Consider the following 23665-nt stretch of genomic DNA (forward strand, 5'->3'; position numbering starts at 1 on the left):
CCTCGGAAAACTTGGGTTCCTCGCCCCCGCCAAAGGCGGGGGAGAGGTGGCTCGGCGAAGCCGAGACGGAGAGGGGGGGCGCCCTATGCGAATATCCATCCCCTAGGCGCGCCAACTCCAAACGCCGGCGCTGCCCCTCATCCGCCCTTCGGGCACCTTCTCCCCGTTCACGGGGAGAAGGGAACTAGGTCGCCGTCCAGAACGCGATCTCCTGCGCCTTGGTCCTGAGCTCCGTATTCAGCCATTGATCGTCGTCGTCGAGATAGCTCCACGGCGTCTTGCCCTGCGCCTGCATCTCGCGGATGTAGGAGCGGTAGCGGTAGTGGCTGTAGACCGACATCGCATAGGTGGCATAGGCGGCGGCGAGCTTCCTGTGACCGCGGATGATCACCAGGTTCTCGTCGTTCTGCTTGCTCGCCGGCGCCGAGAAATTATGGCTGCCGGTAACCACCACGCAGTCGTCTGAATGCGGATCGGTCACCAGGATCTTCGAGTGCACGATGGCGTGGCCGATCTGCGACAGGAACTCCCGCCGGTTGACCTCGGCGATCCACGGCCCGAGCGGCGCGTCGAGGCCTTGCGGCTGCGCCACCGCGTAGCGGTCCGGCGTGAATGTCCGGTCGCTGCTCACCAGGTCGATGTCGAGGAAATTCTGCTCGGTGCCGCCCTCGTCCGCGCTCAGCGTCGAGACCACGCCGCGCACATACATGCCCTTCTCCTTGGCGCGCTGGCCGGCCAGCGTATGCAGCCCCTGCTTGCCGGGCGTGAACATCAGGAACAGCACCGCCTGCCTGGCCGAGCTGATGACGTCGCGCAGCGCGTCCATGTCGGCCCCGTTCGAGGTACGGGTGAACCAGACGGTCGTGCTGGCGCCGCCGACCGTGAAGGTCTTGGGGGCATTGTTGTCGGCCATCAGCGCCGGCGTGAAATTGGCCGGGTCGGTGACCGGCGGCGAAGCGTCCTTCAACAGGTCCCAGTGCTTGCGGTAGTGCTCGGCGACCGCCGCGTCCTCGATCAGAAGACCGTTGTTGACCTGCGTGCATAGGCCCGTGGTGCTCCAGTTGGTGCTGCCGGTCCACACCATCTTCGGCTCGCCACCCTCCGACACGACGACGAACTTGTTGTGGCCGAGGCCCTTGGATTTCAGCATCCGGTCGATGGTCGCGATGCCGTGGTCGTTGAGGTTCTTGCGCGCCGCGGCGTTGCCGTCGCCGCTCTTGTCGGAGCCGTTGGCGAGGATGAGATGCAGCCGCGGCCCGAGCCCGATCAGCGCCGTCTCCAGCGTCGCGTCGGCGAGCTCGTAGAGCGCGGCATGCAATTCGTCGCCGGCAAGCTGTGTCAGCCCGACCATGCGCAGGCCGAGATCGCCTTCCAGGAAGGCGCGGAACTTTGCGTCGCCATTGGTCTCCAGGCTCTTCTTGAAGGCCGCAGGCGTGAGCTTGTTCTTCGCCATGTAGCGGGCGACGAATTGCGACAGCACCAGCCCGCGGTTGAAGTAGCAGGAAAAGCCGCCGCCGGCGTCGGTGGCAAGCGTCGCCCAGTCGGTCCAGTCGCTGGAAACGCCCTTGGTCAGCGGCTTGCCGGGGCCGGCGCTCATCATCGCGGTCACCCGGTAGCGCACGACATTGCCGACGTCCGCCGCATGGTCGGTCCAGTTGAAGCGCTGGAACGGCCAGACGTCGGACGGCCTGTGGTCGCCCGATTTCGGCTTGTCCTTGGTGAAGCCGACGCGGTTCTCCACCGGTTCGATCTTCTCGGTCGCGCCGACCTTGCGGCCGCGCTCCAGAAGGAAGCCCCGACATCCCGCGATGAAGTCGCTCGGTGCCCAGGCGACGAAGGCGTCGTCGCCGTTGGTGTAGACGGAAACCTTTATGCTGACGGCCATCTCTACCTCCTATGCGGCGCCGGCATGTCCGGCCCGCGAATGCAGCCAACAACAATGCAGCCAACAAAATCCGCGCCGGAAGCAAGCTCCCCGGATCAGCCCAAACAGAATTTGTCGAAAGGTGACGGCGATGATTATGTGGCGGCAGAAGATCGGATGTCAATGTTTTGCAGTGTCAAGTATAATTCTATGAACTGCTTCACATTGCAGTCTGTTTGCCAGCAAAACAAAGGGGCGGATGGCCTTACGAACCATCCGCCCCACCTTTGTCCGGCCCGACCGGCGCTCGTCAGCTCTTGCTGGAGGCGAGCACCAGCACCGGCTTCTCGCTGTAGAGCTGCGGGAACAGCGACTTCAAATTCTCGATCTTCGGCAGGTCGTTGTAGACGATATAGGGATAGGTCGGGTTCAGCGTCAGGAAGTCCTGATGATAATCCTCGGCCGGATAGAAGGTCTTGCCGGTTTCGAGCGTCGTGACGATCGGCTTCGAAAACACCTTGGCCTTGTCGAGCTGGGCGATGTAGCTCTCGGCCACCTTCTTCTGCTCGTCATTCTCGGCGAAGATCGTCGAGCGGTACTGCGTGCCGGAATCCGGCCCCTGGTAATTGAGCTGCGTCGGATTGTGCGCGACCGAGAAATAGACCTGCAGCAGCTGGCCGTAGGTCACTTTCGACGGGTCGTAGGTGATCTCGACGGATTCGGCATGGCCGGTGCGGCCGGTGCCGACCACTTCGTAGACGGCGTTCTCGGCGCTGCCGCCGGTATAGCCGGAAACCGCCTTGCTGACGCCCTTGACGTGCTGGAACACGCCCTGCACGCCCCAGAAGCAGCCGCCGGCGAAGATCGCCTTCTCGGTGCCGCTCGCCGCCTTTTCATCCATCGCCGGCGGTGGGATCACCACCGCGTCCTCGGCCGAGCGGGCCGGGCTCTGCCAGAACACGGCCGCGGCCGCGCTGAGCACCAGCGCCGCCAGCGCCCCTTTGGCAAGGAATGGCCGCCGCGCGGCTTTCTTTTCAATGCCGGTCATGTTGGGTCTCCTTGTTTTTGTTCCACTATATACGAACGAAGCCGCCACGGGGTTCTCACTTTGCCGTGCGGCGGTGTGTAACCGCCAACGGCGCTCCCCTCTCCGTCTCGGCTTCGCCGAGCCACCTCTCCCCGCCTCTGGCGGGGCGAGGAACCCAGGCTTGCAAAGGCCATGCCCTTGGCGATTGGCATTTCCTCGCGCCCGCCGGCTGGCATTTCCTCGCCCCCGCAAAGCGGGGGAGAGGTGGCTCGGCGCGCAGCGCCGAGACGGAGCGGGGGCTGCGCCGCCCTATGCGATTGCCTCGCCGGCCGGCGACGAGAGCGGATTGCAAGCTCACCTTACTGAGCGGTGGTGTCCGCCGGCTTCATGGCATCTGTGGCAGGCTTCATCGCATCCGCCGGCTTCATCGCATCCGTTGCAGGCTTCATCGCCTGGGTGCTCATCGCATCGGGCTTCATGGCGTCCGCCGGCTTCATCGCGTCCGTCGCGGGCTTCATGGCGTCCGTCGCCATCGCATTGGCCGGCTTCATGGCGTTGGTCGTGTCGTCGGCGCGGGCGCCGGCAACGAGGACCGAAGCCGAAAGCGCGAAGGCGAGCGCCGGCAGGGTGAGGTACTTGGTCATGGTAGTCTCCTTGGGTTTTGGCGCGCGCATGCGGGCCTTGGTGAAGCGTTGCCGCGTTCGTGCGGCCCCGCGCGAAGAGGGACAAAAAATCAGTTGGTGGCGGCGGCCAGGATCGGCCCGCCGTTTGGACCTTGCACCAGCACGGCGGTGCTCAAGCCGCCGCCGGCCGCCGGCAGCGGCAGCGTCGTCGCCTGGCCGTTCCAGCTGCCGAGTTTTGTCAGCGCATGCACGACATTGGCATGCGGCAGCGTGCGTCCGGTGTTTTCGCCGCGCGCCACCGGCACCTCGACGACACCCCGGTTGTAGCGCACCAGCCAGATGTCGGCGCCGCCGCCCGGCGCCTTGCCGGCGCCGATGCTGACCTTGCTTTGCCCGAGCGAAAGCTCCGGCCCCTGCGGGTGGCCGCCTTTGGCGATCAGGCCCTGGATCTCGCCCGCCGCGGCGCCGACGCCATCGGCGCGGCCATTCACCACCACCTGTGGCGTGAACGGCCCGTCACGGCCGAGCGACGGCTCGTAGGTCACCTGACGGTCGGTGAATTCCTTGCGCCCGAACGTGTCCTTCCAGCCGAGATAATCCCAGTAGGTGACGTTGAACGACAGCGCCAGCACGCCCGGCTGGTCCTTGACCTTGATCAGGTTGGCATTGGCCGGCGGGCAGGACGAGCAGCCCTGGCTGGTGAACAATTCGACCACGGTCAGCGGCTGCGCGGCTGCCGCGCCGACAGTGGCGGCGAGCATCGCGCCGGCGATCAGGCTTGTCTTCAATCCGGTCATGGGAAGCAGTCTCCGTAGCGGGGTCATGCTCTCATTTCGCCGGGCCGCAGCGCTTCGTTACAGGCTCACCGGTTTGTGATGTGGGAGATTGGCGAAGGCCGGCGCGACGTCCAATCTCCTCCCTTGCGGGGGAGATGTCCGGCAGGACAGACGGGGCAGTGAAGGATCGCGGCGCTGCAAGATAAAGGTTCCTCGCCCCACCAAGTGGGGAGAGGTGGCTCGGCGAAGCCGAGACGGAGAGGGGAGCGCCCTACGAAGGCCCCCGCTCCGTCCGCTTCGCGGACACCTCTCCCCCGCCTCTGGCGGGGGCGAGGAACCCAGGCCTTGAAACGCCGGCGGGACAGCGCCCCCCTCTGGCCTGCCGGCCATCTCCCCCACGAGGGAGAGATCAGCCATCACTGCGTCAGCACCGTTTCCGACGGGCGCTGGTTATAATCGCACTTTCCTATCACCGTGTAGAAGAAGTCGGCGTTGACAACCGTTTCGGGCACCGACGAGCCGCCGTCTTCCCAGGCCTGCGTGCTCGGCTGGCCGCAGGGCACCGCGGTGAAGATATCCACTGTCTGGCCGTTTGCGACTTCGGTCGCGTTGGTGTCGGAGGTGCCCATGAACAGCCGGTTCGACGTGGTCGGGTCGTTCGACTTGAGCACGCTCGGCGAGCCTGACGGCACGTCCATTTGCAGGTACAGCTGGTCCATCAGGCTGACGTCGATAACCGCGCCAGTGCCGTTCGAAGGCGAGGTCGTGCAAGTCGTCTGGTAATTCGTGCCGTTGCTGTCGGTCTGCAGGATCGCGCCGGTCGGGGCATTGTTGAAGTTCTTGACCTTGCTCGTGTTGCAGACCTGCTGCTGCACCTGGGTCAGCTTGTTGCCGCTGACCGTATAGACGGTGGTCGTGCCGTAGCCCTTGGGGTCGCCCGCGCTGTTGTAGGCATAGTTGATCTGCATCAGCTTCTGCGGTGTGGTCTGACCGAACTGGGTGCCGTAGAGCGTGACCGTCTTGTTCCACCAGCCGGACGCCTTGTCGATCTTGAACGTCGTCTGCGTCAGCGCCGGCGTCTTGCGCACCGAGGAGCCGACGCCGACCTGCACCGTATTGATGCGGGCGACCTGCATGAAGCTGGTCGGCATCGGATAGCTTGCCGTGGCGGTGAAGGTCGCCGTGCCGTCGGCGGCGACAGTGACGCCGGTCAGCGTCGCGGTGCCCTGGCCGGCATTGGCCGCATAGGCCTGCTGCAGCGCCGTCTGGCGATCGGCCAGCGCCGTCGTGGTCGGCAGCGTGGTGATTGAGATGACCGCGGCGTCGAGCGCGTTCTGCATGTCGCTTCGCGTCGTCACCGCCGAGGTGTAGTCGACCGAAAAGCCGACCGCCGCCACGATCGGGATCGTCAGCAGCACCATCATCGGCATCATCGAGCCGTCGCGGCACGCAAGGAGTTGCCTGGCCGCGCCGGCCAGCGCGGCCGGGCTGAATTTTCGGGCGAAACTGAACATTTTCGGGGCCTTCGTCGTCTCGGCAATGTGCCGGTCTATCATCGGAGGCGAAGCATCCGCCAAAGCGGTGCATGATTGTTTAAGCGGTTTTGAATATTTCGTGAGCGGGATGTGATGGGGGCTCTATCTCCCCCCTTGTGGGGAGAAAGCGATTTCAACATCTTAGCGAAGCTAAGTGTTAGAAATCGCAAGTGAGGGGAAAGGCGCCGCCCTACGAAATGTAGGCTCCGCGCCCTACGAAATCCCCTCTCTTGGATTTTCTACGACTTAGCCTCCGCGAAGTGCTCCGGCTAAGACCGTGAAAATCCATTCTCCCCCACAAGGGGGGAGATAGCGCCGCGCTCCGGCCAGCACCCCTCATCCGTCTCGGCGCTGCGCGCCGATCCACCTTCTCCCCGTGAACGGGGAGAAGGGAAAAATCCCCGCCGCTTGCCCGCTCCCCCCGCCCCTGCTAAAGCGCGCGCCATGACCACCCCCCTCGACCACATCCGCAATTTCTCCATCGTCGCCCATATCGACCATGGCAAATCCACGCTTGCCGACCGGCTGATCCAGCTCACCGGCGCGCTGGAGGAGCGCGACATGAAGGAGCAGGTGCTGGACTCGATGGATATCGAGCGCGAGCGCGGCATCACCATCAAGGCCCAGACCGTTCGGCTCAACTACCGCGCCAAAAACGGCGAAGACTATGTGCTGAACCTCATCGACACGCCTGGACATGTCGACTTCGCCTATGAGGTGTCGCGTTCGCTCGCCGCCTGCGAGGGCTCGCTCTTGGTGGTGGATGCCAGCCAGGGTGTCGAGGCGCAGACGCTGGCCAACGTCTACCAGGCCATCGACAACAACCACGAGATCGTCGTGGTGCTGAACAAGGTCGACCTGCCGGCGGCCGAGCCCGAGCGCATCCGCGAGCAGGTGGAGGAGGTGATCGGCCTTGACGCCTCCAACGCCGTGATGATCTCCGCCAAGACCGGCCTTGGCGTGCCGGATGTGCTGGAGGCGATCGTCCACCAGCTGCCGCCGCCGCGCGAGGGCGACATCAATGCCCCGCTCAAGGCCATGCTGGTCGATAGCTGGTACGACGCCTATCTCGGCGTCATCGTGCTGGTGCGCATCATCGACGGCGTGCTGAAGAAGGGCCAGACCATCCGCATGATGGGCACGGGCGCGAAATATCTCGTCGAGCGTACTGGCGTGTTCAAGCCGGCCCGCGTCAATGTCGACGAGCTCGGCCCCGGCGAGTTCGGCTTCTTCACCGGCTCGATCAAGGAAGTGGCCGACACCCGCGTCGGCGACACCATCACCGAGGATCGCCGCCAGACGGCCAAGGCCCTGCCCGGCTTCAAGCCGGCGCAGCCGGTGGTGTTCTGCGGCCTGTTCCCGGTCGACGCCGCCGATTTCGAGGATCTGCGCGCCGCCGTCGGCAAGCTGCGCCTCAACGACGCCAGCTTCTCTTATGAAATGGAAACCTCGGCCGCGCTCGGCTTCGGCTATCGCTGCGGCTTCCTCGGCCTCTTGCATCTGGAGATCATCCAGGAGCGGCTGGAGCGCGAGTTCAACCTCGACCTCATCGCCACCGCGCCTTCCGTCGTCTACCGGCTGCTCTTGAATGACGGCACGGTGAAGGAGCTGCACAACCCGGCCGACATGCCCGACGTGGTGAAGATCTCGGCGATCGAGGAGCCGTGGATCCGCGCCACGATCCTGACGCCCGACGACTATCTCGGCGGTATCCTGAAACTCTGCCAGGACAGGCGCGGCATCCAAGCTGATCTTTCTTACGTAGGAAAACGCGCCATGCTGACCTACGACCTGCCGCTCAACGAGGTGGTGTTCGATTTCTACGATCGCCTGAAGTCGATCTCCAAGGGCTACGCCTCCTTCGACTATCACCTGACCGACTATCGCGAGGGCGACCTGGTGAAGATGTCGATCCTGGTGAATGAAGAGCCTGTCGACGCGCTCTCCATGCTGGTGCACCGCACGGCGGCCGAAAAGCGCGGCCGCGCCATGTGCGAGAAGCTCAAGGAGCTGATCCCGCATCATCTGTTCAAGATCCCGATCCAGGCCGCGATCGGCGGCAAAGTCATCGCCCGCGAAACCATCTCGGCGCTGCGCAAGGACGTCACCGCCAAATGCTACGGCGGCGACGTGACCCGCAAGCGCAAGCTGCTCGACAAGCAGAAAGAGGGCAAGAAGCGGATGCGGCAGTTTGGGAAGGTGGACATTCCCCAGGAGGCGTTTATCCAGGCGCTGAAGATGGGGGATTGAGGGGCGATTTCTGCCGAGCCAGTCGAATGATCGGCCGACTGTGACTTTGCGATAATATCGGGGAGGGGCAAATGCGTATCTATCGGTTGACTTCTGATGGCCAAAAATGGCCGCCAGCCCAACAAGGCGGTCTCTTCGTTCTTGGCGATCCTGAGGCTCGGAACATCAAACATCACAAAAAGAACGAGGTCCTTGTTCGAACTGAGGAAGAGGCAATTCGCCTGATCCTCAAAGGCTTCTCCATTCGGATTGAGACGAAGACGCGGCCGTCACTTGTTCGACGCAATATCTTCGTCGACGGAACGCGAGTTAGTTGAGCTTAAGTACGAAAGCGTCTCTCGCTGCCTCAGCTCAGCGGGCGCCGGATCTCCACGCCGTGAGTTGGCGTAACGTTTTAGATGTAAAGATATCCAGAGGATCTATTCAAAAATACCAGTTTCTGAAACTTCGGTATGTCGTATCCTCTGTTTGGATAGCAACAGCCGATCTCTTTCAGTAACATCTCAGACCGAAGTCGAATCAAATATTGGTAGCGCCGGGAGAATTGATCCCGGCGCCGGTTCAAGGCGACGCCTTCTTCTGTTCTTTCTTCAGAAAGATATCGAGATACTGGCCAAGTTCGGCCAGCCCTTCAGCGCTCATGTTCTCGGGGAAAATTAGCGTTACGTCCCCTTCGTCTACGGGGAAAACGGCCTTTCGAGAACCCTTTTTCACTTCAACAGCCAGAGCGGGCAGACCGGGTCGATTGATCACAGCATCAAAAAGATGCTGCGGCATCGTCGGGGGCGTAGGAGGCGTTGGCGGTAGAGGAATAGGGGATGGTTCCATGACTTTGACCTCGCTTACCGGAACCCCCGACATCCCTTGGTCGGTAAAGACCCATTGGCTATCTGCCGAAAACCCTAGGACGGTCGCACCTTGTGGAAACTGGTCGACACCTTGACTGGTCCACTGAATCCTATTGCCGACCTTGATGTCGGGCGGTTGCTTCTCTACGCCGAGATTGTGATTCTGGTCGCCATTTTTGTCCACATTTCTATCAGGCTCATATAGCCCGATGTATTTGGCTGTCTCCTTAAATTGAGCCAGCAGTTCATTGGCTGCATCCTTGTTGAACTCAAGATCGAAGACCAAAAAATGCACGACGGAGCCATCAGAGGCCAACCCCGTGGGGTAGTGCTCATACAAAGATTTGTGAGCTGCTGGGCTCAGAGCGACCTTTCGTACGAGCAGCTTCTTTTCGGTGTCATCTTCGCGAGTATCGAGCAAAATGCGTCGCGCGATTTCAGAGACCCTGACCTTACGAGCGTCGCCGTCGCCTTGGACTTCGATCAGCCCGTAGTATTTAAGCGTGGCAAGGGTCTGACGCGCGCCGCTACTCTTGGCGCTATAGCCCCAAGCGGCTGTAGCCGATGACAGCGGCGCTGCATAGGCGCCCTCCCTGTCATAGAGAGCCCTAGTTTTCTCAATGGCCTTCTGGACACTGATGAAGGGGTAAGAGGGGCTCCGCCCAACCTTGCGCTTCTGCGTGCCTTTGGTCTCTGCATTAGTGGTCTCAGTCTGGTCAGACATTCTGTCCTCCATCCGCAGCTTCCTAGCCTCGATACAGGAAAAGGCTAGAAAAGTCAAAAAGTGAATATGACCAAACGCAAGGCTTGCATTATGACCCGATTGCCGACAGGATGCACCGTGTGGAGATTCGCTCCGCACGGCGCATCAAGTAAGGTTATCGGTATGGAACCCATATAGCTTGACCGCTTCCTGATCTGACGAGGTCTTGCACACCTGATCAGCTTCAGCAGCCGCCACTGGGCGGTGGGGTCGGGGCGGGAATGCCCCGTCTCCAAACTGACCCGGAAATGGTTCCGGGTCACAACTCGCGACCGATTTCGGTCACACTTACAGGACGACAATGATTCATCTGCGAATCGGCGTCAACCGGTATTCGGTCGTACCCTTTCACGAAAGGAAAGGAAATGAACGACCGTAAGGTTACGCCGGATATGGTCCCGGTCATTAAGTTGGCCCGTCATCTGAATATCCCGTATTCGTGGATTTCGGGCTACTACCCCGGCCTCAACTTTGGCCGGATTGCTGACGTGATGGCGGGGCGCTTGTTCCCCGAAATTCCGCCGGCGGCAGAACTTCCCCCTGATTTCCCTTTGCCGGGATCGGCGGCGGCTTAACTCGAAAACGGGATTGGGGCGGCCTACTGGTCGCCCCCTTTCAGTCGTCAGAGCCTCCCTTCACCAGCCCCCCACCTCGTTGTATCCTCTCCCCAGCTTGGGGAGACATCGCATGCGCTCCACCTCAGACACCGCCGCCGCGATCGGCCTCGCCATCGGCGGCGCGCTGGGCATGGCGGGCACATTCGTCGCCAGCGATGCGCTGCGCGAGACGCTGTGGACCATCGACGGCGTGGGCGTCGTCGTCGCCGCGGCGCTGCTGACGATGAAATACCAGCGGCGCGGCAACGACCTCGTCGCGGCCGGCTTCCTCACTTTCCTCGCCGGCGAAAGCCTGCTTCTCGCCGGCAATGCGGCGGGGTTGCAGGCCAGCGTGCCTTCCTATGCCGGCGGCATCGCGCTGTGGGCGGCGGGGCTGGTCATGGTCAGCGCGCCAGCCACTTTCGCGCTGTGGATGCGGCTCACGGCTTTCGTCGCCGCCGTGCTGTTCGCCGTCTCGGTCCTGATGATCCTGTGGGGCGCGCCGCTTTTGCCCACCTCGGCGCCACTGCCGGCGCTGGGCTATCCGTTCCTGGTTCTGACCTTCATCGGCTGGATCTGGACGCTGCTGAAGCCGGAGCGGTAAGGATAGGCGCGATCGTTCGCGGCTTGGGGGTCAGCTTGCGCAAATTGTTGTTCGTCAGTCTTTGCCTCGACTTCGTTTGGGTGAATGCAGCCGTCGTGCTCGTCGTCCGGCTGTTCCCGGGAATTGCCGAGACCGTGCTGGGACAGCCGACATCCTGGGCGGCGCGCCAGGTCCTTTCGCTGATCCTGCTCAGTCTCATGCGGGTGGCAAACGCCTCGATCGGCGAATGGCTGCTGGCTTATGCGCGGACCGAGCCACCCGGCCGGCGCCAGTGGGCCAACCTTTTGCTTGGCACGCTCGGCTTCGGGTCCGGCATCTGGTACCTGCTCCAGCTCACCGAGCCCGGCGATACCACGCCGTTCCTGTTCATGGTCGAGAACACGCCGTTGAAGCTCGCGGCGGTGGCGGTCTTCAGCGCCTGCTACAGCTGGTGCGGCGCAATGCTGCTGCGCTTCGAGCCGAGGGCGAAATTCTACAACGTCCTGCTGTTCGTCTCGATAATCCCGTTGACCGCCATCAACGTCATCTTTTCCCGTGACGCGATGATCGCCACCATGGTGGCGCGCGCCGCCAGCAAGGGTCGGTCCTTCCCGGTGGAAAAAGCCGAGGCCTATGTCCGCGTGTCGCTCTATTTCACCGTCCTGCTGATCGCGATCATGCTGACGCTGCTCTATTTCTGCCGCGAACGGCCCGCCGCCGAAAGACCGCTCGAAGGCGCGCAAGGCGGCGAGGTGTAGCCCTCTCGACTCGAACCGTTTCCGGGCTCAATCTCGTCCGATGGCCGCGCCGCTCGAAATCCGCAACAGCCCGTCGGGAAAGATTCTTCCCGCCCTCGGGCCGTTCCTGATCGGCGGCATTTTCGGCTTCGGCGCGCTGCAGGGCGTGGCTTCGGGCGCCGATGGCGGGCATGTGCTGTGGATCGCGCTGCTCTGCGCCGCCTGCCTCGGCCTCGGCGCCTTCATCGCGCGCGGCGCCTTCGACACCTCGGTCAAGGTGACCTTGGACCAGCGCGGTTTCCGCGATGTCCGCGCCGGTGACGTGCTGGTGCCGTGGAGCAAGGTGAAGAGCGTGCGCCTCGCCGCCGGCGGCAAGGGCGCGGCCATGCTCAATTTCGAACTCACCGAGGAGCCGCCCGACGAGATCAGATACTCATCCGCCAACGCCTTCGGCCTGATGCCCTTCGGCAAGACCACCGTGCACATGGAAATCTCGTCGCTCGACGTGCACGGCCAGGACCTGGTCGACGCGGTGCGGAAGTTTGCGCCGCATGTGGTGGTGAGGCGGTAGCAATCACTCCCGTTTCAGAACGGGGCGCCGGAACTGCTGATCTCCCCCTTTGTTGGGGGGAGATGTCCGGCAGGACAGAGGGGCGCGCGAAGGAACGCGGCGCTCGCACGTTCGAGATTCCTCGCCCCACGAAGTGGGGAGAGGTGGCTCGGCGAAGCCGAGACGGAGAGGGGAGCACCCTACGAAGGCCCCCGCTCCGTCCGCTTCGCGGCCACCTCTCCCCCGCCTTTGGCGGGGGCGAGGAACCCAAGCTTTGCAATGTCGGCGGGACAGCGCCCCCCTCTGGCCTGCCGGGCTTTCGTAGCTCGGAAAGCCAAGCAATTGGCTTCCCGTCCGCTCCTCAACCCCCACAAGGGGGGAGATTACTCACTCCACCCGTGCTCTACTCCCATGGGGACCTCGCCATGATTCGCGCTCTGCTCGCCTTCCTCCTCCTCACCTCGCCGGCCTTCGCCGCCGACATGTCGGTGTTCGTGCGCAACAAGCGCTCGGACGGTGTGGCGCTGGAACTGTTCAGCCGCGACAGCGGCAAAGTCTGGCCGGGCGACGACAAGGTCTACCTCATCCGCCCGAAGGCGCGGAAATCCGTGCCGATCTCCTGCGAGCCGGGCGAGCACATCTGCTGGGGCGCCTGGGTCGACGGCAACGACCAGGTCTCCGCCGGCGTCGGCCCCGACAACGACCAGCCCTGCGACACCTGCTGCTTCATCTGCACCGAGCATTCCACCGAGACGGTGGACCTGGCGGAGTAGCGCGGTGCGCCCTTGCCTTCCCCCCTTGTGGGGGAAGGTGGATCGGCGCGTCAGCGCCGAGACGGATGAGGGGTGTTCCAGCGGAGTGAGACGCTGGATATTGAGTGATCACCAAGATTGGCTAAGTCTTCCGCCATGCCCCATCAGCCTGTAACCCCGGCCAAACGCAAATTCGCCCGGTCGATGCGCCGCGAGCCGACAGAGGCGGAAGACCGCCTGTGGCACGAACTACGCGGCCGGCGTCTGGATAGCATCAAGTTCAAGCGGCAGGTGCCGGTAGGCAGGTTCGTCGCGGATTTCCTCTGCGCCGAGGCTCGGCTCATTGTCGAAATCGACGGCAGCCAGCACGCGGAATCGCGTCGCGACAAGGAGCGCGACGCCGAACTGAAGGCCAGGGGCTTTCGCGTGCTGCGGTTCTGGAATGACGACATTCTGAAAGAACTCGACGCGGTATGCGATACGATCATCGCCTATGTGCGGGACGAGAGTCTGCAGCCCTGGCGGTAGTGGTGCATCGGGCTCTTTGCCAAGCTGGAGCACCCCTCATCCGTCTCGGCGCTGCGCGCCGAGCCACCTTCTCCCACAAGGGGAGAAGGGAAAGTCGCGCCAAATCCCCCAAATTCGGTCAGCTATTTTCGCCCCCACCCCTTGGCATCGCCCCACGCCATGCCATCATCCCGTCATCGGCCGTGGGGGCCGATTCGACCTCGGGGGTTACCATGTCCATTCTCTTCGCGCGCCGCGTTGCCGCCGCGCTTTCGCTTGCCGTCCTCATCGCGCCCGCCGCCCATGCCGGCGACGTCACCTTCCAGATCAAGAACAGCCACCCCAACGCCATGCGGGTCGAGCTCTACAGCCAGGACCGCGACTATGTCTGGCCGGGCGACGGCAAGGATTTCTACCTCGACGACGGCGAGACCAAGCAATTGCCGATCTCCTGCAACGAGGGCGAAAAGATCTGCTACGGCGCCTGGGTCGACGGCGACGAGAGCACCTATTGGGGCGTCGGCCCCAACAACAAGGAAACCTGCGAGGACTGCTGCTACACCTGCAGCGGCGGCCAGACCGAGGAGATCGACCTGCAGGAGTGAGGGGGGCCCTTCCCCTTCTCCCCTTGTGGGAGAAGGTGGCTCGGCGCGCAGCGCCGAGACGGATGAGGGGTGTTCCAGCGGAGTGCGACGCCGGATGTTCAAGTCCACAACATTGGCTACTCTTCCGTCATGCCGCACCAGCCCGTAACCCCGGTCAAACGCAATTTCGCCCGGTCGATGCGCCGCGAGCCGACGGAGGCGGAAGATCGCCTGTGGCAGGAGCTGCGCGGCCGCCGTCTCGACAACATCAAGTTCCGGCGTCAGGTGCCGATGGGCCGGTACGTGGCCGACTTTGTCTGCGCCGAAGCCAGGCTCATCGTGGAAATCGACGGCAGCCAGCATGCGGAGTCGCGCCATGACCAGGAACGCGACGCCGAATTGAAGGCGAGGGGTTTCCGGGTGCTGCGTTTCTGGAATGAAGACGTTCTGAAAGAGCTCGATGCGGTGTGCGACACCATCATTGCCTATGTGCGCGATGAGAGTCTGCAGCCCTGGCGATGATGCCGGCCGGACGTATTGGCCAAGCTGGAGCACCCCTCATCCGTCTCGGCGCTGCGCGCCAAGCCACCTTCTCCCACAAGGGGAGAAGGGGAAACCCAGCTTGACGCCCCTCTCACCCGCGCCCTAGCCTCGTCTCCACCCCAACAGGAGACCCCACCCAAATGGCAGGCACGGTCGAAGGCGAGAAGATCGACGTTTCCTTCAGCGGCAAGCGCTGCATCCATTCGCGCAATTGCGTGCTCGGCAACCCGCATGTCTTCGTGCCCAACGCGCCGGGCGAATGGATCCACCCGGAGGCGGCGAGCGTCGAGCAGGTGGTGGCGCTGGCGGAGAATTGCCCGTCCGGCGCCATCACGTATCATCGCAAGGATGGCGGGCCGCAGGAGAAGCCGCCGGTGGTCAACACGGTGCGCCTGCGGGAAAACGGCCCGCTGGCGGTGCATGCCGAGATCGTGCTCGGCGACGAAACCTTCTTCCGCGCCACGCTCTGCCGCTGCGGCCTGTCGCAGAACAAGCCGTTCTGCGACAACAGCCATATCAAGGCCGGTTTCACCGCCACCGGCGAGCCGCCGCTCAAGGAAGCGCAGGTGCTGGAAGCGCGGGACGGCCCGCTAAAGGTGACGCCCACGGTCAACGGCCCGCTCAAAGTGGAAGGCAATGCCGAGATCGTCACGGGTACGGGGCATACGATCGCCCGCACCACGAAGGTGTTCCTGTGCCGCTGCGGGCATTCGGCCAACAAGCCGTTTTGCGACGGGAGCCACAAGCGGGTGGGGTTCGTGGGGTAGTTTCCTTCTCCCCGTTTCACGGGGAGAAGGTGCCCGAAGGGCGGATGAGGGGCAGCGCCAGCGTCTCAAAACTTGGGTTCCTCGCCCCCGCCAAAGGCGGGGGAGAGGTGGCCGCGAAGCGGACGGAGCGGGGGCCTTCGTAGGGCGCTCCCCTCTCCGACTCGGCTTCGCCGAGCCACCTCTCCCCACTTCGTGGGGCGAGGAACCTACTTCCACCTCTGGCCCATCCCTCCCGTCTTTATCCATCCGTTGGTATCGGCTAAGGGCTTCGCGACAAAGCCACGCCCGGACCTTTCCATGACCGCCAGACCAAAACCCCTCTTCCTCGGCATCGACACCGGCGGCACCTACACCGATGCGGTGCTGTGGTCGGAGGAAGGCGGCCCGAAAGGCAAGGTGCTGGCCAAGGCGAAGTCGCTGACCACCCGCCACGACCTCGCCGTCGGTATTTCCGGCGCGGTCGATGCGGTGCTGGAAAAATCGGGCACCAACCCTGCCGCGATCAAGCTGGTCTCGATGTCGACGACCTTGGCCACCAACGCGCTGGTCGAGGGCCAGGGCGGGCGCGTGGCGCTCATCATGATCGGCTTTTCCGAGGCCGACCTTGCCCGCGACGGGCTGAAGACGGCGCTGGGCACCGATCCTGTGGTGTTCTGCCCGGGGGGCCATGACGTGCACGGCAATGCCGCCAAGCTCGACCTCTCCGGCCTGGAGGCAGCGCTGCCCGAACTCGGCGCCTCGGTGTCGGGCTTTGCGGTCTGCGCCTATTTCGCCACCCGCAACCCGGCGCATGAGCTGGCCGCGCGGAACCTCATACGCGACAAGACGGGCCTGCCGGTCACCGCCAGCCATGAGCTTTCGGCCAAGCTCGGCGGCCCGCGCCGCGCGCTCACCACGCTGCTCAACGCAAGGCTGATCTCGATGATCGACCGGCTGGTGGCGGCAACCGAGGGCTTTCTCGCCAAGCGCGGCATTGCGGCACCCCTGATGGTGGTGCGCGGCGACGGCGCGCTGGTGTCGGCGGCCTTTGCCCGCCAGCGGCCGATCGAGACCATCCTGTCCGGCCCGGCCGCCTCGCTTGTAGGCGCCCGCCATATGACCGGGCTCGACGACGCCATGGTGTCGGACATCGGCGGCACCACGACCGACGTCGCCGTGCTCGACAGCGGTCGGCCGCGTCTCGATCCGGAAGGCGCCACCGTCGGCGGCTTCCGCACCATGGTCGAGGCGGTGGCCATGCGCACCTTCGGCCTCGGCGGCGATTCCGAAGTGGCGCTGGAGGACGGCGCGCTCGATCCGAAGATCCTGCTTGGACCGCGCCGCCTGGTGCCGCTGGCGCTGGCCGGCATGGTGCATGGCGAGGCCGTCGCATCGGAGCTGGAGCGCCAGCTGCGCGCGCCGAACCCTGGCCGCATGGATGGGCGCTTCGCCGTGCGCACCGGCGTGCCGGACCGGCTCGCCGCCGGCCTCACCGCGCCGGAAGCGAAACTCTACGAGACGATCGGCGCCACCCCGCTTGCCCTCGACCGGCTGCTCAGCTCCAACGCGCAGAACGCCACGCTCAATCGCCTCGTCGCGCGCGGCCTGGTGCATATCTGCGGCTTCACCCCGTCCGACGCCGCCCATGTCGTAGGCAAACAGTCGAACTGGGACGCCGCTACCGCCCGCCTCGGCGCCGAGCTGTTTTCCCGCCGCCGCGACGGACGCGGCCAGGCGATCGCGGCGACGCCGGAAATCCTTGCCGAGCGCGTGCTGGTGACACTGACCCGCTGGTCGGCCGAATACATCCTCGAAACCGCCTTCGCCGAGGACGGGCTGGACGGTGCGGCGACCGTCGCGCATGCGCTGGTGCAGCGCGCCGTCGATGCCCATCCCGGCATCGCCCGCTTCACCGTCGCGCTCGACCGGCCGGTCATCGGCCTCGGCGCCTCGGCGCCGCTGCATTATGCCGGCCTGCCGCCGCTGGTCGGCAATGGCTGCATCGTGCCGGAAGACACCGACGTCGCCAACGCGCTCGGCGCCGTGGTCGGCCAGGTGCGCGTCTCGGCCGAAGCCCGCGTCAGCCAGCCCAAGGAAGGCCTGTTCCGCCTGGCGTCCGGCCAGACGGTGCGCGACTTCACCGACGAGGCGAAAGCGATCGAGGCGGCTGAGACCGACGTGCGCGCGCTCGCCGCCCAGCGCGCGAAAGACGCCGGCACCGACAGCGCCGAGATCGACGTCGCCACCGAGTTCAAGGTCTCGACCATCGAAGGCCAGCGCATGTTCATCGAGGCGCATGTGGTGGCGGTGGCGTCGGGACGGCCGCGGATCGCGGTGTGAGCGCCTTTTTTCCTTCTCCCCGTTTCACGGGGAGAAGGTGCCCGAAGGGCGGATGAGGGGCAGCGCCGACCGATGCGGTTTCACTGTATCGCCACTTTCTGGGACGCCGCGCCGCCCCTCATCCGGCTGCCGCCACCTTCTCCCCGTGAACGGGGAGAAGGCATGCTACACCCTAAGCCGAATTGACCCTCGCCCCCCAAACATGCCAAAGGCCCGGCAAGTTACCTATCTGGAGACGTGCAGATGACCGACCGCATCGAGATCGCCGGGTTGCGCATTGCCCGGGAGCTCCATGACTTCGTGGCCGAGGAAGCCACGCCCGGCACCGGCATCGATCCGGAAAAATTCTGGACCGGCTTTTCGGCAATCGTCCACGACCTCGCGCCGAAGAACCGCGCACTGCTCGCCAAACGCGACGCCCTGCAGGAAAAGCTCGACGGCTGGTACCGCGCCAATGGCGCGCCGATCGACATGGAAGGCTACAAGAGCTTCCTGAAGGCGATCGGCTATCTGGTGCCGGAAGGCTCGGCCTTCTCGGTCAGCACGGAACATGTCGATCCCGAGATCGCCGTCGTCGCCGGACCGCAGCTGGTCGTGCCGGTGATGAACGCGCGCTACGCGCTCAATGCCGCCAACGCCCGCTGGGGCTCGCTCTATGACGCGCTCTACGGCACCGACGCCATCCCCGAGACGGGAGGCGCCGAGAAGGGCAAGGGTTTTAACCCCACGCGCGGCGCGAAAGTGATCGCCTGGGCGAAGGATTTCCTCGACCAGTCCGTGCCGCTGACATCAGGCAAATGGGCAGGCGTCAACGGGCTCTCGGTCGCCAATGGCGCGCTGAAGCTCGGCGAGGGCGCCGGCGCCACGACGCTTGCCGACCCAAAGCAGTTCGCCGGCTATCGCGGCGATGCCGAGAATCCCGAAGCCGTGCTCTTGGTCAAGAACGGCCTGCATATCGAGATCGTGGTCGACCGCGCCAACCAGATCGGCAGGACCGATCCCGCGGGCATCGCCGACGTCATCCTGGAATCGGCTTTGACCACCATCCAGGACTGCGAGGATTCGGTCGCCGCCGTGGATGCCGAGGACAAGGTCGTCGTCTACCGCAACTGGCTCGGTCTGATGAAGGGCGATCTCGCCGAAGAGATCACCAAGGGCGGCAAGAGCTTTGTCCGCACGCTCAATCCGGACCGGCGCTATACGGCGCCCAATCGCGGCCAGTTGCTGCTGCCGGGACGCTCGCTGATGCTGGTGCGCAATGTCGGCCACCTGATGACCAATCCGGCGATCACTGATCGCGACGGCCACGAGGTGCCGGAAGGCATCATGGATGCCGCGATCACCGCGCTGATCGCGCTGCACGATGTCGGCGAAGGCGGCCGCCGCGCCAATTCCCGCGCCGGCTCGATGTATGTGGTGAAGCCGAAGATGCACGGGCCGGAAGAGGTTGCCTTCGCGGTGGAAATCTTCGACCGCGTCGAGGCCCTGCTCGGCATGGCCAAAAACACCATCAAGATGGGCATCATGGACGAGGAGCGGCGCACCACCGTCAACCTCAAGGAAGCGATCCGCGCGGCGCGCGAACGCGTGGTGTTCATCAACACCGGCTTCCTCGACAGGACAGGCGACGAGATCCACACCTCGATGGAAGCCGGCCCGATGATCCGCAAGGGCGACATGAAGCAGGCCGCCTGGATTTCCGCCTATGAGGCCTGGAACGTCGATACCGGTCTGGAATGCGGGCTCGCCGGCCATGCCCAGATCGGCAAGGGCATGTGGGCGATGCCCGATTTGATGGCGGCGATGCTGGAACAGAAGATCGCCCATCCGAAGGCCGGCGCCAACACCGCCTGGGTGCCGTCGCCGACCGCCGCGACGCTGCACGCCACGCATTACCACAAGGTCGACGTGCATGCCGTGCAGAAGGCGCTGAAGAGCCGGCCAAAGGCGAAGCTCGAAGACATATTGTCGGTGCCCGTCGCGGTGCGGCCGAACTGGACGCCGGACGAGATCCAGCGCGAGCTAGACAACAATGCGCAGGGCATTCTGGGCTATGTCGTGCGGTGGATCGACCAGGGCGTCGGCTGTTCGAAAGTGCCCGATATCAACGATGTCGGCCTGATGGAGGACCGCGCCACGCTGCGCATCTCCTCGCAGCACATCGCCAACTGGCTGCGCCACAAGGTGTGCTCGGAGATCCAGGTTCGGGATTCGCTGCAGCGCATGGCGGCGATCGTCGACCGTCAGAATGTCGGCGACCCACTCTACCGCCCGATGGCGCCGGACTTCGATAACTCCATCGCCTTCCAGGCGGCGTGCGACCTGGTGTTCAAAGGAACGAGCCAGCCGAATGGCTATACGGAGCCGGTGCTGCATGCGCGGCGGCTGGAGCTGAAGGCGCGGGACTGAACGGAACAGTGCAAGAAGGGTCGCGTTAAACCGCCGCGATCATTCTCATACGTCGGCCCCTGCCTAATTGGCAAACAGCACCGGACGCCACGATCTTCCGAGCGCCGTCGAGCGCGCCGCCTTTATCGTCTCAAGCCCGCTGGCTCGTCCGCGACAGGAAGACGTCCGTGTGCCTGACATGCGCCGGCGTCTCGCGAAACGGCGCGCAGGGCCTGAAGCCGAACGCCTCGTACACGGCAATGGCGTGTTCCATGTAGTAAGTGGTGTGGATCAGCACCGTGCAGTCGGGGCCTTTGGCGATCTCGGCCAGGACCGCGCCCATCAGCGCGCGGCCTATGCCTTGCCCCCGAAAGGCAGTGTCGACGAAGAACCTGTGAAGTTCCACCGTGCCTTCGCCGAACGGATCGAAGGCGAGGCAACCCGCCGGCAGGCCTCCGGAGCGCGCGATGAACGCCATTGCATCCGGCGCTCCGAATTGCGCGGCTAGCTGAGGGCCGCTTGTTTCGGGATGAAAGAGGGCCCGCACATCCGCCGCCGAGACGCCATGCGGCGCGGACGCGTCGACATCCCACTGCGCGAGCTTGCGGCAGAGCCCTGCCAGGGTCTCGAAATCCTCGGCGCTCAGCGCCGGCAAAACTGAAATCATCCCCTCGCCCCCGCGCGGATATGCGCCACCATATCATGCGCGCGCTCTGGCGCGAATGCGCATCTGCAGTGCGCGTTTGCCGAGCGGGCGTACATGGCCAACTCTGAAATGGCTTGACGGATCGAAAACTACCTACTAGTAGGTAGGTAGCGAAACCAAAAGAAAGATATCGACATGTCTGCGCAAATCAGCGGTCAAAACCGTGCCCAGTCTTCGAATGGCTGGCTCAAAACCTACTATTATCTGCGGTTTGCCGTATCGGCTGCCTGGGTCGTGGCGGCGTTCACCGTCGCCAAGGACGCTCCGCCGCTTGCGGCCGTCATGCTGGTGGCCTACCCCTTATGGGACGCGCTCGCGAACTATCTCGACGCGCGGCGCAGCGGCGGGCTCGGCCGCAACAGGTCGCAACTCCTCAATTTCCTCGCCAGCGTCATCACCGCGATTGCGGTCGCCATCGCCCTTGGCCACAGCATGAACGCGGTGCTCGCGGTCTATGGCGTCTGGGCCGCTGTTTCCGGCGCGTTTCAGCTTCTGACGGCGCTGCGTCGCTGGAAGACCAACGGCGCCCAGTGGGCAATGATCCTGAGCGGCGCCCAATCGGCGCTGGCCGGCCTGTTCTTCGTCAAGATGGCCGGCGGCGCGGAGGCCATTGGCATCGCCAACGTCGCGCCTTACGCCGCTTTTGGCGCCTTCTATTTCCTCGTGTCCGCCGTGTGGCTGTCGGTCAGCGATATCCTTCGCAAGTCGCCGCAGGCCGCGCGTTGAGATTTCCTCCGCCGGACGTTAGGCATGTCTATGGATAAGCCCTCGAACACTGCCGATGACATCCTGGCCGCCGCGCGAACCTTCATCGTCGCCGGCGGCTACAACGGCTTCAGCTATGCGGATATCGCCGAGGTGATCGGCATCCGCAAAGCCAGCATCCACCACCATTTCCCCAGCAAGGTCGACCTGGTGCAGACCCTGGTCAGGCGCTACCTCGAGGATGCCGTAGCGGGCATGACGGAGCTGGAGCGCAACGTGCCCGAGCCGCCCGAGCTGCTTCGGACCTATGCCGGCTTCTGGGCCCAGTGCATCGAAGATGCGAGCCGGCCGTTCTGCGTCTGCGCACTGCTCGCCAGCGAGCTTCCCGCCCTTCCGCCCGAAATTGCCGCCGGGGTCCGGGCCTATTTCCAGTTTCTGTCGGGCTGGCTGACCGGCGTCATCGAACGCGGCGCCGCGCAGGGCACGTTGACCATCTCCGCCGCGCCGCGCGTCGAGGCGGAGGCCTTTATGGCGACCGTGCACGGCGCGATGCTTTCCGCGCGCGCCTATGGCGATGTCCTGACCTTCGGCATGATCCTGGCGCCGACGCTGCAGAAGTTGATCCCCACGACCGATTGACGTCAATCAGGTTCGGCCCGGAGAGCCGAATCCGGCGTGGCCGCGAGCGCCCTTCGACTACGCCGCCTGCGCCATCCGCTCCGCGCTCATGCGGTAGGAAATCGCCTCGGCGAGATGGATGCGGCCGACCGTCTCGCTGGCGTCGAGGTCGGCCAGCGTGCGCGCCACTTTCAGCACCCGGTGATAGGCTCGCGCCGAGAAGCCGAGCTTTTCGCTGGCGTCCTTGAGCAATGTCAGGCCGGCCGTATCGGGCCTGGCGATCTCCTCGATGATCGAAGGCGGGCAATGCGCGTTGGTGGTGGCGCCGGCACCCAGTCTTTCCAGCCGCTCGCGCTGCATGGCGCGCGCACGCGCCACGCGCTGCGCCACCGCAGCGCTCGTCTCGGCCTTGTCCGGCCGGATCAGGTCGCTTGCCGAGACCGCCGGCACCTCGATCCTGAGGTCGATGCGGTCGAGCAGCGGGCCGGAAATCCGCGCCTGGTATTCGGTGCGGCAGCGGTCGCCGCGCAGGCAGCGATAGCCGGGCTCTCCTGACATGCCGCAACGGCACGGATTCATCGCCGCCACCAGCTGGATGCGCGCCGGATAGGTGACGCGATGGTTGGCGCGGGCGATCATGCAGTCGCCCGTCTCCAGCGGCTGGCGCAACGCATCCAGCGTCTGCGGCGTGAACTCCGGCAACTCGTCGAGGAACAGCACGCCATGATGGGCGAGCGAGACCTCGCCCGGCCGCGCGCGCAGCCCGCCGCCGACCATCGCCGCCATCGAGGCGGAATGATGCGGGGCGCGGAACGGCCGCCGGTCGGTCAGCTTGCCCTCGCCGAGCTCGCCCGCCACCGACGCGATCATCGAGACTTCGAGCAGCTCCTTCGGCGCCAGCGGCGGCAGGATCGAGGGCAGCCGCTGCGCCAGCATCGACTTGCCCGAGCCCGGCGGCCCGACCATGAGCAGATTGTGCCCGCCGGCGGCCGCCACTTCGACCGCCCGCTTGGCGCTTTCCTGGCCCTTGATGTCGGCCAGATCCGGCAGGTCGCGCGCCGCAAGCTGGATGCCGGCTTCGGGCCGCGACAGCACCTGCGTGCCGCGAAAATGGTTGGCGATGGCGATCAGGCTGCGCGGCGCCAATATGTCGAAATCCTTGCCCGCCCAGGCCGCTTCCGGCCCGCAGGCGAAGGGGCAGATCAGGCCCTTGCCTTCGGCATTGGCGCCGATCGCCGCCGGCAGCGCGCCGGCGACGCCCGCGATGGTGCCGTCGAGCGACAATTCGCCGAGCACAACATAGCCGGTGAGCATATCGCCGGGGATGGCGCCGAGCGCCGCCATCAGGCCGAGCGCGATCGGCAGGTCGTAGTGGCTGCCTTCCTTGGGAAGGTCGGCCGGCGCGAGGTTCACCGTCACCTTCTTCGACGGCATCGACAGGCCCGATGCATGCAGCGCGGCCTGCACGCGCTCGCGGCTCTCGGCCACCGCCTTGTCCGGCAGGCCGACGATCTGCATGCCGACCTTGCCCGGCCCGACCATCACCTGGACATCGACCGGCAAAGCCTCGATGCCCTGGAAAGCCACCGTGCGAACCCGCGCCACCATTTGTCCAAAGCCCCCG

At 64.7% G+C, this 23665-nt stretch carries 23 protein-coding genes; 15 read left to right on the top strand and 8 right to left on the bottom strand.

The window, feature by feature from the left end; genetic code table 11:
- Positions 1–184: 184 nt before the first annotated feature.
- The 5 genes from KVT37_RS28415 to KVT37_RS28435 form a co-directional block, all read right to left on the bottom strand.
- Entirely contained in the window at positions 185–1885 is a 1701-nt protein-coding gene (locus KVT37_RS28415; RefSeq protein ID WP_217578336.1) for a phospholipase D-like domain-containing protein, read from the bottom strand.
- Positions 1886–2174: 289 nt separating this feature from the next.
- Positions 2175–2912, bottom strand: coding sequence for a peptide-methionine (S)-S-oxide reductase MsrA (msrA, locus tag KVT37_RS28420; RefSeq protein WP_217578337.1), 738 nt, complete (start codon positions 2910–2912; stop codon positions 2175–2177).
- 338 nt (positions 2913–3250) lie between these two features.
- Entirely contained in the window at positions 3251–3535 is a 285-nt protein-coding gene (locus KVT37_RS28425) for a hypothetical protein (protein WP_217578338.1), read from the bottom strand.
- Positions 3536–3624: 89 nt separating this feature from the next.
- The gene (locus KVT37_RS28430; protein ID WP_217578339.1) at positions 3625–4311 is read right to left on the bottom strand and encodes a thioredoxin family protein; all 687 of its coding nucleotides are present in this window, start codon (positions 4309–4311) and stop codon (positions 3625–3627) included.
- 395 nt (positions 4312–4706) lie between these two features.
- A complete protein-coding gene (locus tag KVT37_RS28435; RefSeq protein WP_254634318.1) occupies positions 4707–5804 on the bottom strand; it encodes a TadE/TadG family type IV pilus assembly protein in 1098 nt (365 codons plus the stop codon).
- A gap of 465 nt (positions 5805–6269) precedes the next feature.
- Here KVT37_RS28435 and lepA point away from each other — a divergent pair, with 465 nt between their 5' ends.
- Positions 6270–8075, top strand: coding sequence for a translation elongation factor 4 (gene lepA / locus KVT37_RS28440; RefSeq protein ID WP_217578340.1), 1806 nt, complete (start codon positions 6270–6272; stop codon positions 8073–8075).
- A 71-nt stretch (positions 8076–8146) separates the two neighbouring features.
- Positions 8147–8392: a hypothetical protein gene (locus KVT37_RS28445; RefSeq protein ID WP_217578341.1), complete on the top strand. Its 246-nt coding sequence runs from the start codon at positions 8147–8149 to the stop codon at positions 8390–8392.
- 244 nt (positions 8393–8636) lie between these two features.
- On the opposite strand, the gene KVT37_RS28450 is transcribed toward KVT37_RS28445, so the two are convergent.
- Complete coding sequence (locus KVT37_RS28450; protein ID WP_217578342.1) at positions 8637–9647, bottom strand: hypothetical protein; 1011 nt, start codon at positions 9645–9647, stop codon at positions 8637–8639.
- 404 nt (positions 9648–10051) lie between these two features.
- Between KVT37_RS28450 and KVT37_RS28455 the strand changes: the two genes are divergently transcribed.
- From KVT37_RS28455 to KVT37_RS28505, 11 genes are all read left to right on the top strand, one after another.
- Complete coding sequence (locus KVT37_RS28455; RefSeq protein WP_217578343.1) at positions 10052–10261, top strand: hypothetical protein; 210 nt, start codon at positions 10052–10054, stop codon at positions 10259–10261.
- Between the two features lie 112 nt (positions 10262–10373).
- Positions 10374–10886: a hypothetical protein gene (locus tag KVT37_RS28460; RefSeq protein WP_217578344.1), complete on the top strand. Its 513-nt coding sequence runs from the start codon at positions 10374–10376 to the stop codon at positions 10884–10886.
- A gap of 35 nt (positions 10887–10921) precedes the next feature.
- Entirely contained in the window at positions 10922–11623 is a 702-nt protein-coding gene (locus KVT37_RS28465) for a hypothetical protein (RefSeq protein WP_217578345.1), read from the top strand.
- Between the two features lie 40 nt (positions 11624–11663).
- The gene (locus tag KVT37_RS28470; protein ID WP_217578346.1) at positions 11664–12173 is read left to right on the top strand and encodes a hypothetical protein; all 510 of its coding nucleotides are present in this window, start codon (positions 11664–11666) and stop codon (positions 12171–12173) included.
- 404 nt (positions 12174–12577) lie between these two features.
- Complete coding sequence (locus tag KVT37_RS28475) at positions 12578–12925, top strand: hypothetical protein (protein WP_217578347.1); 348 nt, start codon at positions 12578–12580, stop codon at positions 12923–12925.
- Positions 12926–13042: 117 nt separating this feature from the next.
- A complete protein-coding gene (locus tag KVT37_RS28480) occupies positions 13043–13432 on the top strand; it encodes an endonuclease domain-containing protein (protein WP_306797026.1) in 390 nt (129 codons plus the stop codon).
- A 212-nt stretch (positions 13433–13644) separates the two neighbouring features.
- Positions 13645–14016 (top strand): hypothetical protein, encoded by a 372-nt coding sequence (locus KVT37_RS28485; protein ID WP_217578348.1) that lies wholly within the window; start codon positions 13645–13647, stop codon positions 14014–14016.
- A 129-nt stretch (positions 14017–14145) separates the two neighbouring features.
- On the top strand, positions 14146–14517 hold the full coding sequence (locus tag KVT37_RS28490; protein WP_217578349.1) for an endonuclease domain-containing protein: 372 nt from the start codon (positions 14146–14148) through the stop codon (positions 14515–14517).
- Positions 14518–14678: 161 nt separating this feature from the next.
- Positions 14679–15305, top strand: coding sequence for a CDGSH iron-sulfur domain-containing protein (locus KVT37_RS28495; RefSeq protein WP_135890305.1), 627 nt, complete (start codon positions 14679–14681; stop codon positions 15303–15305).
- Between the two features lie 297 nt (positions 15306–15602).
- Complete coding sequence (locus KVT37_RS28500; protein ID WP_217578350.1) at positions 15603–17624, top strand: hydantoinase/oxoprolinase family protein; 2022 nt, start codon at positions 15603–15605, stop codon at positions 17622–17624.
- 243 nt (positions 17625–17867) lie between these two features.
- Positions 17868–20033: a malate synthase G gene (locus KVT37_RS28505; RefSeq protein WP_217578351.1), complete on the top strand. Its 2166-nt coding sequence runs from the start codon at positions 17868–17870 to the stop codon at positions 20031–20033.
- A 130-nt stretch (positions 20034–20163) separates the two neighbouring features.
- Here KVT37_RS28505 and KVT37_RS28510 read toward each other — a convergent pair whose 3' ends face one another.
- Complete coding sequence (locus KVT37_RS28510) at positions 20164–20679, bottom strand: GNAT family N-acetyltransferase (RefSeq protein ID WP_217578352.1); 516 nt, start codon at positions 20677–20679, stop codon at positions 20164–20166.
- A 174-nt stretch (positions 20680–20853) separates the two neighbouring features.
- Between KVT37_RS28510 and KVT37_RS28515 the strand changes: the two genes are divergently transcribed.
- Both KVT37_RS28515 and KVT37_RS28520 read left to right on the top strand, forming a co-directional pair.
- Positions 20854–21444, top strand: a complete 591-nt coding sequence (locus KVT37_RS28515; RefSeq protein ID WP_217578353.1) for a DUF308 domain-containing protein — start codon at positions 20854–20856, stop codon at positions 21442–21444.
- Positions 21445–21474: 30 nt separating this feature from the next.
- Complete coding sequence (locus KVT37_RS28520) at positions 21475–22062, top strand: TetR/AcrR family transcriptional regulator (protein WP_217578398.1); 588 nt, start codon at positions 21475–21477, stop codon at positions 22060–22062.
- A 57-nt stretch (positions 22063–22119) separates the two neighbouring features.
- On the opposite strand, the gene KVT37_RS28525 is transcribed toward KVT37_RS28520, so the two are convergent.
- Positions 22120–23649, bottom strand: a complete 1530-nt coding sequence (locus KVT37_RS28525; protein ID WP_217578354.1) for a YifB family Mg chelatase-like AAA ATPase — start codon at positions 23647–23649, stop codon at positions 22120–22122.
- Positions 23650–23665: the final 16 nt, after the last annotated feature.

It is taken from the genome of Mesorhizobium sp. GbtcB19 (assembly GCF_019091085.1).
Lineage (GTDB): Bacteria > Pseudomonadota > Alphaproteobacteria > Rhizobiales > Rhizobiaceae > Mesorhizobium.

Excerpts from the sequence above, each read along its gene's own strand:
- KVT37_RS28445 (WP_217578341.1), top strand. The coding sequence starts at position 8,147 with ATGCGTATCTATCGGTTGACTTCTGATGGCCAAAAATGGCCGCCAGCC.
- KVT37_RS28485 (WP_217578348.1), top strand. The coding sequence starts at position 13,645 with ATGTCCATTCTCTTCGCGCGCCGCGTTGCCGCCGCGCTTTCGCTTGCC.
- lepA (WP_217578340.1), top strand. The coding sequence starts at position 6,270 with ATGACCACCCCCCTCGACCACATCCGCAATTTCTCCATCGTCGCCCAT.
- KVT37_RS28520 (WP_217578398.1), top strand. The coding sequence starts at position 21,475 with ATGGATAAGCCCTCGAACACTGCCGATGACATCCTGGCCGCCGCGCGA.
- KVT37_RS28515 (WP_217578353.1), top strand. The coding sequence starts at position 20,854 with ATGTCTGCGCAAATCAGCGGTCAAAACCGTGCCCAGTCTTCGAATGGC.
- KVT37_RS28460 (WP_217578344.1), top strand. The coding sequence starts at position 10,374 with ATGCGCTCCACCTCAGACACCGCCGCCGCGATCGGCCTCGCCATCGGC.
- KVT37_RS28450 (WP_217578342.1), bottom strand. The coding sequence starts at position 9,647 with ATGTCTGACCAGACTGAGACCACTAATGCAGAGACCAAAGGCACGCAG.
- msrA (WP_217578337.1), bottom strand. The coding sequence starts at position 2,912 with ATGACCGGCATTGAAAAGAAAGCCGCGCGGCGGCCATTCCTTGCCAAA.
- KVT37_RS28415 (WP_217578336.1), bottom strand. The coding sequence starts at position 1,885 with ATGGCCGTCAGCATAAAGGTTTCCGTCTACACCAACGGCGACGACGCC.
- KVT37_RS28435 (WP_254634318.1), bottom strand. The coding sequence starts at position 5,804 with ATGTTCAGTTTCGCCCGAAAATTCAGCCCGGCCGCGCTGGCCGGCGCG.
- KVT37_RS28455 (WP_217578343.1), top strand. The coding sequence starts at position 10,052 with ATGAACGACCGTAAGGTTACGCCGGATATGGTCCCGGTCATTAAGTTG.
- KVT37_RS28430 (WP_217578339.1), bottom strand. The coding sequence starts at position 4,311 with ATGACCGGATTGAAGACAAGCCTGATCGCCGGCGCGATGCTCGCCGCC.
- KVT37_RS28500 (WP_217578350.1), top strand. The coding sequence starts at position 15,603 with ATGACCGCCAGACCAAAACCCCTCTTCCTCGGCATCGACACCGGCGGC.
- KVT37_RS28425 (WP_217578338.1), bottom strand. The coding sequence starts at position 3,535 with ATGACCAAGTACCTCACCCTGCCGGCGCTCGCCTTCGCGCTTTCGGCT.
- KVT37_RS28510 (WP_217578352.1), bottom strand. The coding sequence starts at position 20,679 with ATGATTTCAGTTTTGCCGGCGCTGAGCGCCGAGGATTTCGAGACCCTG.
- KVT37_RS28475 (WP_217578347.1), top strand. The coding sequence starts at position 12,578 with ATGATTCGCGCTCTGCTCGCCTTCCTCCTCCTCACCTCGCCGGCCTTC.
- KVT37_RS28495 (WP_135890305.1), top strand. The coding sequence starts at position 14,679 with ATGGCAGGCACGGTCGAAGGCGAGAAGATCGACGTTTCCTTCAGCGGC.
- KVT37_RS28525 (WP_217578354.1), bottom strand. The coding sequence starts at position 23,649 with ATGGTGGCGCGGGTTCGCACGGTGGCTTTCCAGGGCATCGAGGCTTTG.
- KVT37_RS28505 (WP_217578351.1), top strand. The coding sequence starts at position 17,868 with ATGACCGACCGCATCGAGATCGCCGGGTTGCGCATTGCCCGGGAGCTC.
- KVT37_RS28490 (WP_217578349.1), top strand. The coding sequence starts at position 14,146 with ATGCCGCACCAGCCCGTAACCCCGGTCAAACGCAATTTCGCCCGGTCG.
- KVT37_RS28470 (WP_217578346.1), top strand. The coding sequence starts at position 11,664 with ATGGCCGCGCCGCTCGAAATCCGCAACAGCCCGTCGGGAAAGATTCTT.